The sequence below is a fragment of the Limibacillus sp. genome, from assembly GCA_037379885.1.
GTDB lineage: Bacteria > Pseudomonadota > Alphaproteobacteria > Kiloniellales > CECT-8803 > JARRJC01.
This window is the reverse complement of record JARRJC010000001.1, coordinates 23,362-38,835: the sequence shown is the minus strand read 5'-3', so window position 1 is coordinate 38,835 and position 15,474 is coordinate 23,362. Positions and strand designations below refer to the sequence as shown.

The 15,474-nt window shown below is 67.9% G+C and carries 17 protein-coding genes and 1 pseudogene; 12 read left to right on the top strand and 6 right to left on the bottom strand.

Going from position 1 to position 15,474, the window contains the following annotated elements:
* Window positions 1-69: 69 nt before the first annotated feature.
* The 5 genes and pseudogenes from proC to P8X75_00175 all read right to left on the bottom strand — a co-directional run bounded on the left by proC (window position 70) and on the right by P8X75_00175 (window position 3,124).
* Window positions 70-900, bottom strand: a complete 831-nt coding sequence (gene proC, locus P8X75_00195; protein ID MEJ1993615.1) for a pyrroline-5-carboxylate reductase — start codon at window positions 898-900, stop codon at window positions 70-72.
* Between the two features lie 9 nt (window positions 901-909).
* The gene (locus P8X75_00190; GenBank protein MEJ1993614.1) at window positions 910-1,410 is read right to left on the bottom strand and encodes a YbjN domain-containing protein; all 501 of its coding nucleotides are present in this window, start codon (window positions 1,408-1,410) and stop codon (window positions 910-912) included.
* 475 nt (window positions 1,411-1,885) lie between these two features.
* Window positions 1,886-2,125 (bottom strand): annotated as a pseudogene (locus tag P8X75_00185) (accessory factor UbiK family protein).
* 46 nt (window positions 2,126-2,171) lie between these two features.
* Window positions 2,172-2,627: a PaaI family thioesterase gene (locus tag P8X75_00180; GenBank protein ID MEJ1993613.1), complete on the bottom strand. Its 456-nt coding sequence runs from the start codon at window positions 2,625-2,627 to the stop codon at window positions 2,172-2,174.
* Window positions 2,624-3,124 carry a PaaI family thioesterase gene (locus P8X75_00175; GenBank protein ID MEJ1993612.1) on the bottom strand — a complete coding sequence of 167 codons (501 nt, stop codon included), beginning with the start codon at window positions 3,122-3,124 and terminating at the stop codon, window positions 2,624-2,626. Before P8X75_00175 ends, P8X75_00180 begins: the two co-directional genes overlap by 4 nt.
* Before the next feature lie 141 nt (window positions 3,125-3,265).
* On the opposite strand from P8X75_00175, the gene lgt reads away from it, so the two are divergent.
* From lgt to ychF, 9 genes are all read left to right on the top strand, one after another.
* Window positions 3,266-4,078, top strand: coding sequence for a prolipoprotein diacylglyceryl transferase (gene lgt / locus P8X75_00170; protein ID MEJ1993611.1), 813 nt, complete (start codon window positions 3,266-3,268; stop codon window positions 4,076-4,078).
* Entirely contained in the window at window positions 4,078-5,175 is a 1,098-nt protein-coding gene (locus tag P8X75_00165) for an SAM-dependent methyltransferase (GenBank protein MEJ1993610.1), read from the top strand. The genes lgt and P8X75_00165 overlap by 1 nt, the downstream gene beginning before the upstream one ends.
* Window positions 5,176-5,186: 11 nt before the next feature.
* Complete coding sequence (gene pgeF, locus P8X75_00160) at window positions 5,187-5,972, top strand: peptidoglycan editing factor PgeF (protein MEJ1993609.1); 786 nt, start codon at window positions 5,187-5,189, stop codon at window positions 5,970-5,972.
* Between the two features lie 3 nt (window positions 5,973-5,975).
* Window positions 5,976-7,136, top strand: coding sequence for a Xaa-Pro peptidase family protein (locus P8X75_00155; GenBank protein ID MEJ1993608.1), 1,161 nt, complete (start codon window positions 5,976-5,978; stop codon window positions 7,134-7,136).
* A 92-nt stretch (window positions 7,137-7,228) separates the two neighbouring features.
* Window positions 7,229-8,092, top strand: coding sequence for a hypothetical protein (locus tag P8X75_00150; GenBank protein ID MEJ1993607.1), 864 nt, complete (start codon window positions 7,229-7,231; stop codon window positions 8,090-8,092).
* A 158-nt stretch (window positions 8,093-8,250) separates the two neighbouring features.
* Window positions 8,251-9,216: a ribose-phosphate pyrophosphokinase gene (locus P8X75_00145; protein MEJ1993606.1), complete on the top strand. Its 966-nt coding sequence runs from the start codon at window positions 8,251-8,253 to the stop codon at window positions 9,214-9,216.
* A 157-nt stretch (window positions 9,217-9,373) separates the two neighbouring features.
* Entirely contained in the window at window positions 9,374-10,090 is a 717-nt protein-coding gene (locus P8X75_00140; protein ID MEJ1993605.1) for a 50S ribosomal protein L25/general stress protein Ctc, read from the top strand.
* Window positions 10,091-10,192: 102 nt separating this feature from the next.
* Window positions 10,193-10,810, top strand: coding sequence for an aminoacyl-tRNA hydrolase (pth, locus tag P8X75_00135; GenBank protein ID MEJ1993604.1), 618 nt, complete (start codon window positions 10,193-10,195; stop codon window positions 10,808-10,810).
* A 10-nt stretch (window positions 10,811-10,820) separates the two neighbouring features.
* On the top strand, window positions 10,821-11,918 hold the full coding sequence (ychF, locus tag P8X75_00130; protein ID MEJ1993603.1) for a redox-regulated ATPase YchF: 1,098 nt from the start codon (window positions 10,821-10,823) through the stop codon (window positions 11,916-11,918).
* Between the two features lie 210 nt (window positions 11,919-12,128).
* Here the strand turns inward: ychF and P8X75_00125 are convergent, their stop codons facing one another.
* Window positions 12,129-12,968 (bottom strand): branched-chain amino acid aminotransferase, encoded by an 840-nt coding sequence (locus P8X75_00125; protein ID MEJ1993602.1) that lies wholly within the window; start codon window positions 12,966-12,968, stop codon window positions 12,129-12,131.
* Window positions 12,969-13,136: 168 nt separating this feature from the next.
* Between P8X75_00125 and P8X75_00120 the strand changes: the two genes are divergently transcribed.
* Genes P8X75_00120 through P8X75_00110 form a run of 3 tightly spaced genes read left to right on the top strand, consistent with a single transcriptional unit; the run spans window position 13,137 to window position 15,438 of the window.
* Entirely contained in the window at window positions 13,137-13,484 is a 348-nt protein-coding gene (locus tag P8X75_00120) for a DUF952 domain-containing protein (GenBank protein ID MEJ1993601.1), read from the top strand.
* A 5-nt stretch (window positions 13,485-13,489) separates the two neighbouring features.
* Entirely contained in the window at window positions 13,490-14,563 is a 1,074-nt protein-coding gene (locus P8X75_00115) for a quinone-dependent dihydroorotate dehydrogenase (GenBank protein ID MEJ1993600.1), read from the top strand.
* Window positions 14,560-15,438, top strand: a complete 879-nt coding sequence (locus tag P8X75_00110; protein ID MEJ1993599.1) for a TIGR01459 family HAD-type hydrolase — start codon at window positions 14,560-14,562, stop codon at window positions 15,436-15,438. The genes P8X75_00115 and P8X75_00110 overlap by 4 nt, the downstream gene beginning before the upstream one ends.
* Window positions 15,439-15,474 lie beyond the last annotated feature (36 nt).

Below are 15,474 nucleotides of genomic sequence, written 5' to 3'. Positions count from 1 at the left end.
AGCGGCGTCAGTCCCCGGCCCTTCCGGCAGGGTTGTTCAGGTGGGCTGTTCAGGCGGGCAAACCCGGGGTCACTCGGCCAGTTCGCGGCTGCGTTTCGTGGCGGCGGCGATGGCCTTGACGAAGAGCGGCTCCATGCCGTCTTCCGCCATCAGCACCTTCAGCGCCTCCAGCGTCGTGCCGCCGGGCGAGGTGACGTTCTGCCGCAGGGTCGAAGCGGGATCTTCCGAGCGGCGGGCGAGTTCGCCTGCCCCGGCGACCGTGCTGCGCGCCAGGCGTTCGGCCAGGGCTTCGGGCAAGCCCGCTTCGATGCCGCCACGGGTCATGCACTCGATCAGCAGGAAGACATAGGCCGGACCGCCCCCGGAGAGCGCCGTCACGGCGTCCAGCAGTCCTTCCTCCTCCACCGAATCCACCTCGCCGACGGCGGCCAGGAGTTCCCCGGCGAGCGCGGCCTGCTCGGCGCTGGTCCGGTCGTTGGGGCAATAGACCGTGATCCCGCGGCCAACGGCGGCGGGCGTGTTGGGCATGGAGCGGACGATTGCCGCCTCTTCGCCCAGGTGCTGCTCGAAGTAGGAGATGGTCTTGCCCGCGGCGATGGAGAGGAAGAAGCAGCCGGGCCGCACGAAACGGCGGTAGGCCGGAAGCGCCTCGTCCATCATCTGCGGCTTGACCGCCAGCATGACGATGGCGGGCGCCAGATCGCCGGGCAGCTCCCCGGCGGAGGCGACGGCGGTCACGCCCTTTGCGTTCAGCGCCTCGCGGGCTTCCTCGAAGGGCTCAACGATGAAAACGTCGGAGGGAGGCAGGTTGCGCGCAAGCCAGCCGTCCAGCAGCGCGCCCCCCATCTTGCCGCAGCCCACCAGAAGCAGGGGGCCCGGCAATCGCAGGTCGTCGGACATGGCCCCGGCTCAGGCCTCGCCGACCGTTTCCATCATGGCGGTGGCCAGGGCCTGAGGCACCGAATGCCCGGCCCAGAGCACCATCTGCAGCGCGGGATAGAAGCGCTCGCATTCCAGGATGGCGGTGTCCATCAGATCCTCAAGCTGCTCGACGCTCGGCCCGGTGGTCCCACGGTAGGGAATGGTGTGGCGGAAGATCACCTGACCCTCCTCCGTTCCCAACTCGAAATGACCCATCCAGAGCTGTTCGTTCATGGAGCCGACGAGCTGATGGACGCTCGGATACTTGCTCTTCGGGACCTTGAGGTCGAAGTGGCTGGAGAAGTACATACCCCCGATCTGTTCGTGCCACACGAACCAGAGATGATAGGCGCACCAGCGTCCGGACAACTCCACCGCAAGCTCACAATCGCTCGACCGGTCGAAGGGCCAGTCATTGGCCGCGACCAGTTCTTCCAGAAGATCGATTGGGTTGACGGCGGAATCCGAGGTGTGGGCAAGACTTTCCATGGTGTCGGGACCCCCTCGTATGTGTTCTGCGCCAAGCTCGGCGCATTCCGCGAAGGATCGGAGGGGTGAAGCGATATATGGATGGTCTCTCACCTCCGACCCACAAGATTTAGCGTGCCACGCGCGATTCGGCGGCGCAAGAAGCGATTGTCGAATTCTGTGGAAAAGAAGAAAGGGGCGTCTTTTCAGGGGGTTATTCGGGCGCGCGGCGGCGCGTGGCGTTACGGCTCGAAGGCGCGGCGGTTACGGCTCGATTACGACGCGGGCGCGACGCGGGCATCGCGGGATGGGAAGAGGGGCCGAATACCCTCCAGGATTCGCGTCCCGGTCAGCCTTTACTGCCTTTCGAAGCGCCGCGCGTGCCGGTTGTCTTCGAGGCGGCTGTCGTCTTCTTGGCCGGTGCGGCCTTCTTCGCCGGTGCGGCTTTCTTTCCGGGCGCCGCTTTCTTGGCTACCGCCGTCTTCTTGGCGGCGGCCACCTGCTTCTCCAAGGCGGCCAGCCGATCCTGCAGGCGTTCCTGTTCCTCGCGCGCCTTGGCGGCCATGTCCTGCACCACTTCGAACTCTTCGCGGGTCACGAGGTCCATGTCGGCGAGGATGCGCTCGAACTGCTGGCGCAGGCGGCCTTCCACCTCGTCCTTCACGCCACCCGCGACGCCGAGCGCGGAGGTCGCAACTTTGGCCAGGTCGTCCAACAAGCGGTTTCGGGTCTGCATGGCGCTGTCTCTCCTCAAATGAAGCTGTCGTTCCGTACTCTTATACTTAGGGCTTTCCAGCCCCGCCGACCAGGAAGTGCAGCCGCGCGGAGGCGAGCGGCTTGGCTTCCTCGCGCCCCCAGGCGGCCACCGCGACGCTCGCGACGCGGCGTCCCAGGCGGGTCACCTCGCCGCTGGCGCTGATCTCCTCGCCGCGCGCGGACCGCAGATAGTCGACCGTGTTCGTGATGGTCTTGGGCATGACGTCGCTTTCCAGCCGCCAGAGCAGGGTCAGGATCGCCGCCGTCTCCAGGAAGGCCCCCAGCACGCCGCCGTGCAGCGCCTGCAGGCCGGGGTTCCCGACCAGCTTCTTGTCGAAGGGCAGGCGCAGCAGCAGGCGTCCGCTCTCCAGCTCGGCCTTCACGCCCAAGTAGCGCGCGTAGGGCACGGCGTCGACCAGCGCCTGCCAATCGCCCTCGGCGCGGGCTCTGGCGAGAGCGTCTTGGAGGATGCCGGCGCTCATTTGTGGGTTCCCTCACCGGCGGCGCCCTCGAGGGGCAGATGGCTGAGCATGAAGCTGCCGAGCGCGGCGGCGACCGGCTTGTCTTCCTCTCCCTCGTGGAAGGCGTTGGCCCGCGCGAAGGCGACCTGATGGGCGACGCGGTAGCACTCCGCCCGGCAGAGCAGGTCGCGGCCCGCCTCCGCCGGTTTCAAATAGTCGATGCGCAGATCGAGAGTCGCCACGGGGCGCGGCTTGTCGAGCGCGGCCACGACGCCCAGGCCGCAGGCGCTGTCGATCAGCGTGGTGACGGCCCCGCCATGCAGAACGCCGCTCTCCGGGTCGCCGACCAGCGCCTCCTGATAGGGCAGGCGCATCAGGATTCTCGGTCCCTCGAAGCTCTCGACGGCGATGCCGAGCGCCTCGACATGCGGGATGTCGCCGCCGAAGACGTCTCTCAGAATGGCGCGGAAGGCCTCGGGACCGCCGCTGTTCAACGGGGTTGTCGGTTGATCGGACATGCCCCTGCTTTAGCGCAGTATGACGCGCTGCGGCAAGCGAGCCTTGCGGGCCCCGCGGCCCCGTGCCTATAAGGGGCCGACGCGGGGCCCGGCCCAAATCCCCCTCTCCCCCGGCCCCTCCAGGAGGTGACGGCTGACGCCATGCTTTACGCGCTCGTCTTTCCCCAGATCGACCCCGTGGCCGTTGAGATCGGTCCCTTCGCGATCCGTTGGTATGCGCTGGCCTATATCGTGGGTCTGGTGCTGGGCTGGCGGCTCTGCCGCCGTCTCGCGGCGAAAGCGCCCAGCGATAAGCTGACGGCAGAGGTCTTCGACGATTTCGTCGTCTGGGCGACGCTCGGCGTGCTGCTCGGCGGGCGGCTCGGCTACGTGCTCTTCTACAACCTCGGCCATTTCGCGCAGAACCCTTTGGAGATCCTCCAGGTCTGGCAGGGCGGCATGGCCTTCCACGGCGGGCTGCTGGGCGTGATCGGCGCCTTGCTGCTGTTCTCCTGGAAACGCGGGCTTCCGCTTTTCCAGCTCTGCGATCTGGTGGCGGCGGCGGCGCCGGTCGGGCTCTTCTTCGGGCGCATCGCCAACTTCGTGAACGGGGAGCTTTTTGGGCGCGCCAGCGACCTGCCTTGGGCCATGGTCTTCCCGGGCGGCGGTCCGGAGCCGCGCCACCCTAGCCAGCTCTATGAGGCCGGGCTTGAAGGCCTGCTGCTCTTCACGATTCTGATGGTCATGATCCGGGCCGGCGCTCTCTTGCGCCCCGGCGTGATATCCGGCCTTTTCCTGGCTGGCTACGGTCTCTCCCGCGCCTTCGTGGAGCTGTTCAGAGAGCCGGACGCGCATATCGGATTTCTCGCGGGCGGCATCACCATGGGTCAGCTGCTCTCCCTGCCGATGATCCTAGGCGGTCTCGGGCTGGCGCTCTGGGCCTGGCGGCGCGGAGCGGTGGGGAGCCGCGCCTGATGGCGGAGGCCAAGGACCTGGAAGCGCGCCTCAAGCGCCGCATCGCCCTGGAAGGGCCGATCACGCTCGCCGACTACATGACCGCCGTGCTGACCGACCCCAAAGGCGGCTACTACATGGAAAGTGATCCCTTCGGACGCGCCGGGGACTTCGTCACCGCGCCCGAAGTCAGCCAGATGTTCGGGGAGATGATCGGCCTCTGGTGCATCGATCTCTGGCAGCGCGTGCTGGGCGCGCCGAAGCGCGTGATCCTGGCCGAGTTGGGACCGGGGCGCGGCACCCTGATGGCGGACATCCTGCGCAGCGCCAAGGTCAGCCCGGAGTTCGCCGCCGCCGCCGAGGTGCATCTCGTCGAGGTCTCCCCGGCCTTGAAGGAAAAGCAGCGCCAGACCCTCTCCGGCCACAAGGTGATCTGGCACAAGGACGGCTCCGGCCTGCCCGAGAGCGCGCCGCTGATCGTGATCGCCAACGAGTTCTTCGATGCCCTGCCGGTGCGTCACTTCGAGAAGACCGCCCAGGGCTGGCGCGAACGCATGGTGGGCCTGGACGAGGCGCGCGAGAAGCTGGTCTTCCAGCTGGGTCCGGTGAGCCCCGCCGCGCCGGCCTTCATTCCGCCCGCCTTGCACGAGGCGGCCGAGGGCAGCATCGCGGAGGTCTCGCCCGCCGTGGTCAGCCAGACGGCGGCGCTGGCCGAGCGCCTGGAGCAGCAGGGCGGCGCGGCGCTGGTGATCGACTACGGACGGGCGCACCCCGCCTTCGGCGCGACGCTGCAAGCGGTGAAGGGCCACGAGCGCCATGAGCCGCTGGAGGCGCCGGGCAGCGCCGACCTGACCGCGCATGTCGACTTCCCCGCCATGATCGCCGCTGCGGAAGAAGTAGGGGCGGCGGCCTACGGGCCGGTGACCCAGGGCGACTTCCTGCGCGCGCTGGGCATCGAGCTGCGCGCGGAGAATCTGAAGGCGGCCAACCCGGACGCGGCCGCCGCGGTCGATCAGGCGCTGTCGCGGCTGGTCGACGCCGAGGCCATGGGCGAGCTTTTCAAGGCGCTGGTCCTGATGAAGAGCGGGCTGGAGGCGCCGGCCCCCTTCGTGCTGTAGTCTGAGGCGTCATGCGCAAGGTCCCCTCCTATCTGACCTCTGAAAGTCTTGCCGCGCTGCCTGGCGTGAAGCATGGCTTCTTCACCCGTCAGGGCGGCGTCAGCCAGGGGCTCTATGCGTCTTTGAACTGCGGGCCGGGCTCCGCCGACGACCCCGCCGCCGTGGCTGAGAACCGGGCGCGGGTCGCCGAGGCCCTCGGTCTGCCCGCCGGCGCCCTGGTCACCCTTTATCAGCATCATTCTCCCGACGTGATCGAGGTGAACGAGTCCTGGGGCGACGAGCGTCCCAAGGCCGACGCCATGGTGACGAAGACGCCGGGCCTGGCGCTCGGCATCCTGACCGCCGACTGCGTGCCGGTCCTGCTCGCCGATCCCGATGCCGGGGTCGTCGGCGCGGCGCACGCCGGCTGGAAGGGCGCCCTCGGCGGTGTGGTCGAAGCGACGCTCGCCGCCATGGAGCGGCTGGGCGCAGCGCGCGCCGCCATCTCCGCCGCCGTCGGGCCCGCCATCGAACAGCGATCCTACGAGGTCGGGCCGGAGTTTCCCGGCCGCTTTGCGGATCAGGACCCCGCCAACGAGCGTTTCTTCATGGAGTCCGAACGCGAGGGCCACTTCCTTTTCGACCTGAAGGGCTATGTCGCCAGCCGCCTCGCAGGCGCGGGGCTTGGCCGCGTCGAGATCAGCCCCGCCGATACCCGCGCCGAGGAAGAGCGGTTCTTCAGCTACCGCCGCGCCACCCTGGCGGGGGAGCCCGACTACGGGCGCGAGGTCTCCGTCATCGCCCTGGAGCCGAGATAGATCATGAAGCACCTGCATTTCTCAGAAGAAGAGTTGGCGGGGCGCCGCGCGCGCGCCTGCGAGATGATGGCCGAACGCGGCCTCGACGGCCTCTTGGTCTTCCGGCAGGAGAGCCTCTTCTACCTGACGGGATACGATACCTTCGGCTATGTCTTCTTCCAGTGCCTCTACCTGGGGCGGGACGGGGCCATGACGCTCTTGACCCGCGCGCCCGACCTGCGCCAGGCGCAGCAGACCTCGGTCATCGAGGACATCCGCGTCTGGGTCGATCACCCGCAGTCGCGCCCGGCCGAGGATCTGAAGGAGATCCTGCGCGAGCGGGGCGCCGAGGGCAAAACCCTGGGCGTGGAGTACGAGGCCTATGGCCTGACCGCGCGTAACGGCAAGCATCTGGACAGGACGCTGGAGGGCTTCTGCCACCTGCGCGACGCCTCCTACCTGGTCAGCCGCCTGCGCCTCGTTAAGAGCCCGGCGGAGATCGACTACGTGCGGCGCGCGGGCGTTCTGGCCGACGACGCCTTGAAGGCCGCGCTGCCGCTGATCCGTCCAGGGGCGGAGGAGGGCAGCATCCTCGCCGCCATGCAGGGCGCGGTCTTCGAGGGCGGCGGCGACTATCCCGGCAACGAGTTCATCATCGGGTCCGGGGAGCGCGCACTGCTCTGCCGCTACCACACGGGCCGGGGCGTGCTGGCCGCCGACGATCAACTGACCCTGGAGTGGGCGGGCGCCTACCGCCACTACCACGCCGCCATGATGGCGACGGCGGTGATCGGCGCGCTTCCCGAATGGCAGAAGACCATGCACGCGGTGGCGCGCGACGCGCTGCTGGCGGTCGAGGAGAAGCTGGCGCCCGGCAACACCGTCGGCCAGGCCTTCGACGCCCATGCCGAGACGCTGGACCGGGCGGGCTACCGCAACCACCGCATGAACGCCTGCGGCTATTGCCTGGGCACCACCTTCGCGCCCAACTGGATGGACTGGCCCATGCTCTACCACGACAATCCCGTGGTGATCGGGCCGGGCATGGTATTCTTCGTCCACATCATTATCTTCAACAGTGAGCAGGGCTTGGCCATGACGCTGGGCCGCACCTCGCTGGTCGGGGAAAAGGGCGCGGAGAGCCTTTCGGCGATGCCGCTGGACCTGATCCACGTTCCGGGCTGAGCCCCAAAAGTCTTCCGCGCGCGTCTTTGAGAGAGGGACATGCCGCACCTAATCGTCTTCATCATCATTCTCCTGCTCGGCGGGCTCGCGACGTGCGTGATGATCTGAAGGGGGCCTCCCGGCTGCTCATCGGGCTTTGCCTCGTGAGCCTGCTCGCGGCCTGCGGCCCCTTGCCGCGACCCTTCCAGCCCGGCGGCAAGGCGGTGACCAACGAGACGCTCTCCGCCCCGCCCGCGCCTGAGACCCTCTCGGTTTCCCCTGTTTCGGGGCTGCTGCCCGAAGACGGCGCGCTGGCCGCCGAACTGCTGGCCGAAGAGCTGCGGCGCTTCAACATCGCGGCGGCGGCCGCGCCGGGCAACAGTTCCTCCATCTATCTCGACGGACGCCTGACCAAGGACGGCTTGCTCTGGCTGATCTCCGAGGCCGACGGCACCATCCGCGGCACCGAGCGGCAGTCTCTCGGGGCCCAGGGCAAGGCCCTGGCCGAGGGCGACCCCGCGGTGCTGCGCAGGGTCATGGAGGCGGCGGCCCCGCTTCTTATCACCGAGCTTTCCGCCGCCGAAGCGGGCGGCCTGCCGGGGCATCCGGGCGCGCGCCTGGTGATCGCGCCGGTCGAGCCCGCCCCCGAGGAGGCCGCGCGGCTGCTCGGCAGTTCGATCCGCGTCGCGCTTTCCCAGTCCGCCTTGCCGATCGCGGAGCCGGAGGACGCCGGGCCCAGGGACCTGACGCTCCAGGGCTCTGTCCGGATCGGGCCGGCGCAGTCCGGACAGCACCGGGTCGATGTCGTCTGGGAGCTTTTTGATCCCGAAGGAAACTCGCTCGGCCGCGTCTCCCAGGGCGATCTGGTGCCGGCCCAGGCGCTGTCCTTCTTCTGGCCGGACACCGCGCCCTTCATCGCCGAGGCGGCGGTCGATGGGGTGGTCGATCTGCTCTATCGGACGAGCAGCGCGCAATAGTGGGGAAAAAGCCCGCTGAACCCCGCCGAGCGGCGTTTACTTGGCGGGGGGCTATTGGTAAAGTCCGCCGCGCCTCGACGGGGGAGGCGGCGTCCGGGGGAGCAGCGGGCCCTTGCGGCGAGGTGAAGAGCAAGCAGTAAGGGGCGATTTCGGCGGATATGAGCGAAGGCAGCAAGCAGGCAGCCCGGCCTTACAAGATCATGACGGGCAACTCCAACCGGCCTCTGGCCGAAGCCATCTCGGCATATCTCAACCTGCCGCTTACCACGGCCAGCATGAAGCGCTTTTCCGATCAGGAGGTTTTCGTGGAGATTCACGAGAACGTCCGCGGCGAGGACGTCTTCATGGTGCAGTCGACCTGCCACCCGGCCAACGACAACCTGATGGAACTGCTGGTCGCGATCGACGCGCTGAAGCGCGGTTCGGCCCGGCGCATCACGGCGGTGCTGCCCTACTTCGGCTATGCGCGCCAGGACCGGAAGTCCGGGCCGCGCACGCCGATCTCGGCCAAGCTGGTGGCCAACCTGATCACCACGGCGGGCGCCGACCGGGTACTGACGCTCGATCTTCACGCCGGGCAGATCCAGGGCTTCTTCGACATCCCCACCGACAACCTTTTCGCCGCACCCGTCTTCACCCAGGACATTCAGGACAACTACGGCACCGACAATCTGATGATCATTTCGCCCGATGTCGGCGGCGTGGTGCGCGCGCGCGATATCGCGCGGCGTCTTGACGTGGAGCTCGCAATCATCGATAAGCGCCGCGAACGAGCCGGCGTTTCCGAGGTGATGAACATCATCGGCGACGTCAAAGGCCGCCGTTGCCTGTTGGTGGACGATATCGTCGATTCCGCCGGAACGCTGTGCAACGCCGCCGTCGCCCTGATGGACGCCGGTGCTGAATCGGTCTCGGCCTACGTGACGCACGGGGTTCTCTCCGGCGGCGCGGTGGCCCGGGTCTCCTCCTCTCCGATGAAGGAGCTGGTGACCACCGACAGCATCATGGCGACAGAGGCGGTGAGGGTGGCGCACAACATCCGGCAGATCACCATCGCCCCGCTGTTGGGCGATGCCATCGACCGCATCAGCAACGCGCGTTCGGTCTCCAGCCTCTTCAACTGAGGCTGAGAGCGGAGACCGGCCCCGGCTCTCAAGAGATTTTGGCCTCCCGTGGTGGGCGGCCAGGGTCCGCAGCACCCCTGGAGGCGGCGGACTTGAAGGAGCGGAGGCGGCCCGGACAGGGCGGGCCTCCGGTTACAGTGAACTAGGAGTAAAGAGGATGTCCGAAGAGATTATCCTTTCTGCCGACGTCAAGGAGCGGGCCGGAAAGGGGGCCGCCCGCGCCACGCGTCGTGAAGGAAAAGTGCCCGCCGTGATCTACGGCGACAAGCAGTCCCCCGTGATGGTCGCGCTTGCGGCCAACGAGGTTAAGGCCCTGATCAACCGTCCGGGTTTCTTTTCCCACATCATGAAGATCGACGCCGGCGGCACCAAGCATCAGGTGCTGGCCCGTGACGTGCAGCTCGACCCGGTGAAGGATTTCCCGATCCACATCGACTTCCTCCGCGTCTCCGAGTCCTCGGAGATCACGGTCAACGTGCCGGTGCACTTCACCGACGAGGAAGCGTCGCCGGGTCTGGAGCGTGGCGGCGTGCTGAACGTCGTGCGTTACGAGGTCGAGGTGGTCTGTAAGGCCGGCTCGATCCCCGAGGAGCTGACCGCGAGCCTCGCCGGGCTGGACATCGGCGATTCGCTGCACATCTCCGCTTTCGCGCTGCCCGAGGGCGTGCGCCCGACCATCGACGACCGTGACTTCACCGTCGCCACCATCGCCGCGCCGAGCGCGGTGAAGGCCGAGGCCGCCGAGGCCCAGGCCGAGGAGGAGGAAGCCGCGCTTGCCGAGGGCGAAGAGGCCGAAGGCGAGGAGACCGAAGGCGAGGGCGAGGGCGAAGAGTCCGAGGGCGAAGGCGACGGCGAGGAAGAGAACAAGGAGTAATCCTTATCTTTCCTCCCATCGCAGCCTAGCGATCCGAAAACGGGCCCGTTCCTTTGACCAAAGGCGGGCCCGTCTTTCGCTTGAGAGGAGCGACCTTCCGTCATGCAGATCCTCGTCGGCCTCGGCAATCCCGGTCCGCGTTACGCCGCCAACCGCCACAACATCGGGTTCCTGGCGCTCGAGGCCATCGCCCGGCGGCACAACGCGCCCGCTTGGCGCGGCCGCTTTCAGGGCCGGGCGGCGGAGGCGACGCTGGACGGGGAGAAGTGCCTGCTGCTCTGTCCGGAGACCTACATGAACAACTCCGGCCAGTCGGTCGGGGAGGCGCTGCGCTTCTATAAGCTGCCGCCTGAAAAGGTGACGGTCTTCTATGACGAGCTGGACCTGCGTCCCGGCAAGGTGAAGGTGAAGTGGGGCGGGGGCGCCGCCGGTCACAACGGCATCCGGTCCCTGATCGCCCACATCGGTCCTGACTTCCGGCGCGTGCGCCTGGGCATCGGTCATCCGGGCAACAAGGATCTGGTGATGCCCTGGGTGCTGGGCGACTTCGCCAAGGCCGACCGGGACTGGCTGGAGCCGCTGCTGGACGCGCTCGCCAGCGAACTGCCGCTGCTGGTCAAGGGCGACGAAGGCAGCTACATGAGCCGTGTCGCCTATCTGACCGGCGACAAGACCAGCGGCGACAAGACCAACCCCGAAAAAAAGAACGACGAGAGCTGAGGGCAAGATCATGGGTTTCAACTGCGGCATCGTGGGCTTGCCGAATGTCGGCAAGTCGACGCTTTTCAACGCGCTGACCGAGACGGCGCAGGCCGAGGCGGCGAACTATCCCTTCTGCACGATCGAGCCCAACACGGGCCGCGTCGCCGTGCCGGACGAGCGTCTCGACGCCATCGCCGCCATTCAAAAGCCCCAGCAGATCATCCCGACCTTCCTGGAGTTCGTGGACATCGCCGGGCTGGTGCGCGGCGCCTCCAAGGGAGAGGGGCTGGGCAACCAGTTCCTAGCCAACATCCGCGAGGTCGACGCCATCGTCCATGTGCTGCGCTGCTTCGAGGGCGAGGTGACCCACGTCGACGGCGCGGTCGATCCGGTGCGCGACGCCGAGACGGTCGAGACCGAGCTGATGCTGGCCGACCTGGAAAGTCTGGAGCGCCAGCACAACGCTGCCGTCAAGAAGGCGCGCGGCGGCGAGAAGGAGGCCAAGGAGAGGCTGGCGGTCATCGAGCCGGTCATGGCCGCGCTCCAGGATGGCAAGCCCGCCTCCTCCGTCGCGCTGCCCGAGGACAAGAAGCCGATCCTGCGCCAGCTCAACCTCCTGACCGCCAAGCCGGTTCTCTACGTGGCCAACGTGGAGGAGGAGAACGCCGCCACCGGCAATGCGCTCTCCGCCGAGGTCGAGGCCATGGCGAAGGAGAAGGGCGCGGCCTGTGTCGTGATCTCAGCCGCCATCGAGGCCGAGGTCGCCGCCCTGGAGGACGAGGAGGAAAAGCAGCTGTTCCTCTCCGACCTGGGGCTGGAGGAGACGGGCCTCACCCGCGTCATCCGCGCGGGCTACGCGCTCTTGGACCTCATCACCTTCTTCACCTCGGGCCCGAAGGAGGTGCGCGCCTGGACCGTGCACAAGGGCGCCAGCGCGCCCGAGGCCGCCGGTGCGATCCACAGCGATTTCGAGCGCGGCTTCATCCGGGCGGAGACCATCGCCTACGACGACTTCATCGCCTGCAAGGGCGAGCAGGGGGCCAAGGACGCCGGCAAGATGCGCATGGAAGGCAAGGCCTACATCGCCAAGGACGGCGACATCTTCCACTTCCGCTTCAACGTGTGAGGGCTGCGGTTTCCGTGAGGGGGCTGGCTCCAGCGTTTCAAGCCGCCGCCCATCCTTCGAGACGGCCGCCTTCGCGGCCTCCTCAGGATGAGGTTGGGCGCAAGTTCACCCTGTGGCGAAGAAGTTTCGGCACAAGCTCCAGCCTCATCCTGAGGAGCGGACGAAGGTCCGCGTCTCGAAGGATGGGCGGCGCTTTGCCTCAAACCCTTCTCACGCATCTCCGTGGGCGTAGGCCCAGTAGAGCTCGCGGGCCTTGGCGTAGACCGGGCCGGGCTGGAGGTTGCGCTGCTCGATGCGGGTGATCGGCATGACCTTGCCGTAGTTGCCCGTGGTGAAGAGCTCGTCGGCTTCCAGCAGTTCGGGGTAGGTGATGGTCCGCTCGCGCACCGTGATCCCGGCCTTCTGCAGAAGCCCCGCCACGCGCCGCCGCGTGACGCCGTTCAGGAAGGTGCCGTTGGGAATCGGGGTGTGCGCCTCTCCGTCCTTGACCATCCAGACGTTGGCGGTCGCCAGTTCGGCCACGTTGCCGATGCCGTCCAGCACCACGGCGTTGTCGAAGCCCTGCTCCATCGCCTCCTTCAGCGCCATGCCGGAAGCGGGGTAGAGGCAAGAGGCCTTGGCCCGCGTCGGCGCCATGTTGGGCGCGGGGCGGCGCATGGAAGAGAGCGTCACCGCCAAGCCCTTCGGCTCGGGCATGGGCGCTTCGTAGACCGAGAGGCAAAAGCGCGTGGTCTCCGGGTCGGCGACGACGAACCCGCTCTCGGCGAAGAACATGGGACGGACGTAAAGCTCCGCGCCCTTGTCGAAGCGGGAAATGCCGTCCAGCGCCAGCTCCAGGATTTCAGGGGCCGTCAGGACTGGTTTCAGGCCGAAGCTGTTGGCCGAGTCCACCAGCCGCTGGCAGTGCAGGTCCAGGTCCGGGGCCACCCCTTCGAAGGCGCGCGCGCCGTCAAAGACCGTGGAGGCCATCCACATGACATGGTCCATCGGGCCCGCGATCTTGGGATTGCCGCTTTGCCAGCCGCCGTCGACGAAGTGAATCGGTTCCATGGGGTTCTTCGGCCTTCCATGTCATGGGGTCGCTTCAAGTCAGGGACCCAGCATAACGCCGCCCGCGCGCGCGGCAAGCCGCGCCTGCTCCCCCCCACACCTATTCTGGCGCACCTGTTCAAGGTTCCTGTTCAATCCGGCGCGCGAGGTGCTAAAAGATCAGCCGTCATGATGAGAGACCGCATCTATCACATCTGCCGTGAAGAGGAGTGGCGCGCCGCCGAGGCGGCCGGGCGCTATGAGGGCTCCTCCCAGGACAAGGCCGACGGCTTCATCCATTTCTCCAGCCGCACGCAGGTCGAGGGATCGGCGGCCAAGCACCGCGCCGGGCAATCCGGGCTGCTGCTGCTCGCGGTCGACCCCGGCCTTTTGGGGGCGTCCCTGAAATGGGAGGAATCGCGCGCCGGGCAGCTCTTCCCGCACCTCTACGGAGCGCTGCCACTGGAGGCGGTTCTGGACGTCTATCCGCTGCCGCTCGACGAGGCCGGGCGTCACGTCTTTCCCGACGAGTTCTAAAGGGCATGACGGATCTCTTTACCCTCGGCGCCCCGATCCTGCGCCTGCTGGACCCGGAAACCGCCCACCGCCTGACCATCCGGGCCTTGGCGCTTGGCCCGGGGCTTCAGACCCGCCGCGCCGATCCGCCGCCGCTGGGTCAGGATATCTGGGGGCTGCACTTCCCGAACCCGGTCGGGATCGCCGCCGGTTTCGACAAGGATGCCGAGGCCGTGGGGCCGCTCTTCGGCCTGGGCCTGGGGTTCGTGGAGATCGGCTCGGTGACGCCCAAGCCGCAGCCCGGCAATCCGCGCCCGCGTGTCTTCCGCCTGCCCGAAGACGGCGCCGTCATCAACCGCTACGGCTTCAACAGCCAGGGTCTGGAGGCCGCCGAGCGCCGCCTCGCGGCTTGGCGCGACCGCCTGCTGCCCGGCCCGCTGGGCGTCAATCTCGGCAAGAACAAGGAGAGCGCGGACGCCGCTGCCGACTACCGGCTGGGGGCCGAGCGGCTGGGACCCTACGCCGACTATCTGGTGATCAACGTCTCCTCTCCGAACACGCCGGGCCTGCGCGCGCTCCAGGGTAAGGAAAGCCTGAGCGCGCTGATCGAAGCCGTCATGGGCGCTTTGGAAAAGCAGGAAAAGCGCCCGCCGCTGCTGCTCAAGATCGCGCCCGACCTGACCCAGGCGGACAAGGAGGATATCGCAGCCGTGGCTTTGGAAAGCGGCCTCTCCGGACTGATCGTCTCCAACACCACCGTCGAGCGGCCCGACAGCCTCGCGAGCCGTCACCGCGCGGAGACGGGCGGGCTTTCGGGCAAACCGCTGTTCGGGCCTTCCACCGCTCTGCTGTCCGAACTCTACGGCCTGACGGAGGGGAAGCTGCCGCTGGTCGGCGTCGGCGGCATCGCCTCGGCGGAAGACGCCTACGCCAAGATCCGCGCGGGCGCTTCGCTGGTCCAGCTCTACACCGCCCTGGTCTATCAGGGGCCGGGCCTGATCCGCCGCATCAAGGCGGGTCTGCTGGAGGCGCTGCGGCGCGACGGCTTTTCGAGCATCGCCGAGGCGGTCGGGGCCGACCACAGGGCGGGCAAGCCATGAGCGGCCCCCTCCGGACCATCAGCGGCCTTTCCCAGATCGCCGGGGACTACGAGGGCTTCATCCTCGACCTCTGGGGCTGTCTGCACGACGGCGTCACCGCCTTTCCGGCGGCGGTCGAGGCGGCGCAGAACCTGAAGCGGGCGGGCGGGCGCATCCTGATCCTCTCCAACGCGCCGCGCCGGGCCTCCGAGGTGATCGCCCGCTGCCTGGAACTGGGCATCGACGAGCGCTGCTATCACGCCGTCCTCTCCAGCGGGGAGGACGCCTGGCGGAACCTGAAGGACCGGAGCGATCCCTGGTACGCCGCTCTGGGCCGCCGCTGCTTCCATCTGGGGCCGCCGAAGGATGCGGGCATGTGCCAGGGGCTCGATCTCTCCCTGGTCGCCGATCCGGGCGGGGCGGACTTCATCATGAACACCGGTGCGCATGCGCCCGAAGACACGGTCGAGACCTATGCGGAGGTGATCGAAGCGGGCGTGGCCGCGGGCGTCCCCATGGTCTGCGCCAACCCGGACCTGGAGGTGATCCGCGGCGGCAAGGCGGAAATCTGCGCCGGGGCGTTGGCCCAGCGTTATGAGGAGCTGGGCGGCGCGGTGCGCTATCACGGCAAGCCCTACCCGCCGATCTACGAGAGCGCCGAGGCGATCCTCGGCGTCTCAGACCCCGCCAGGATCCTCTGCATCGGCGATGCGCTCAGGACCGATGTGGCCGGGGCGAACGCCTGCGGCATGGCGAGCCTTTGGGTGCTGGACGGGTTGCACGGTCCGGCCCTGGGCCTGACGCCGGGCGGCGCGGTGTCGCTGGAGCGCGTCGAGGCCGAGATGGAGACCATCGGCCAGCGCGCCGACTTCGCCATGCCGGTTTTGAGGTGGTAGCCGCAACCACTTGATCCAGCGCAAGGAAACTGCGCG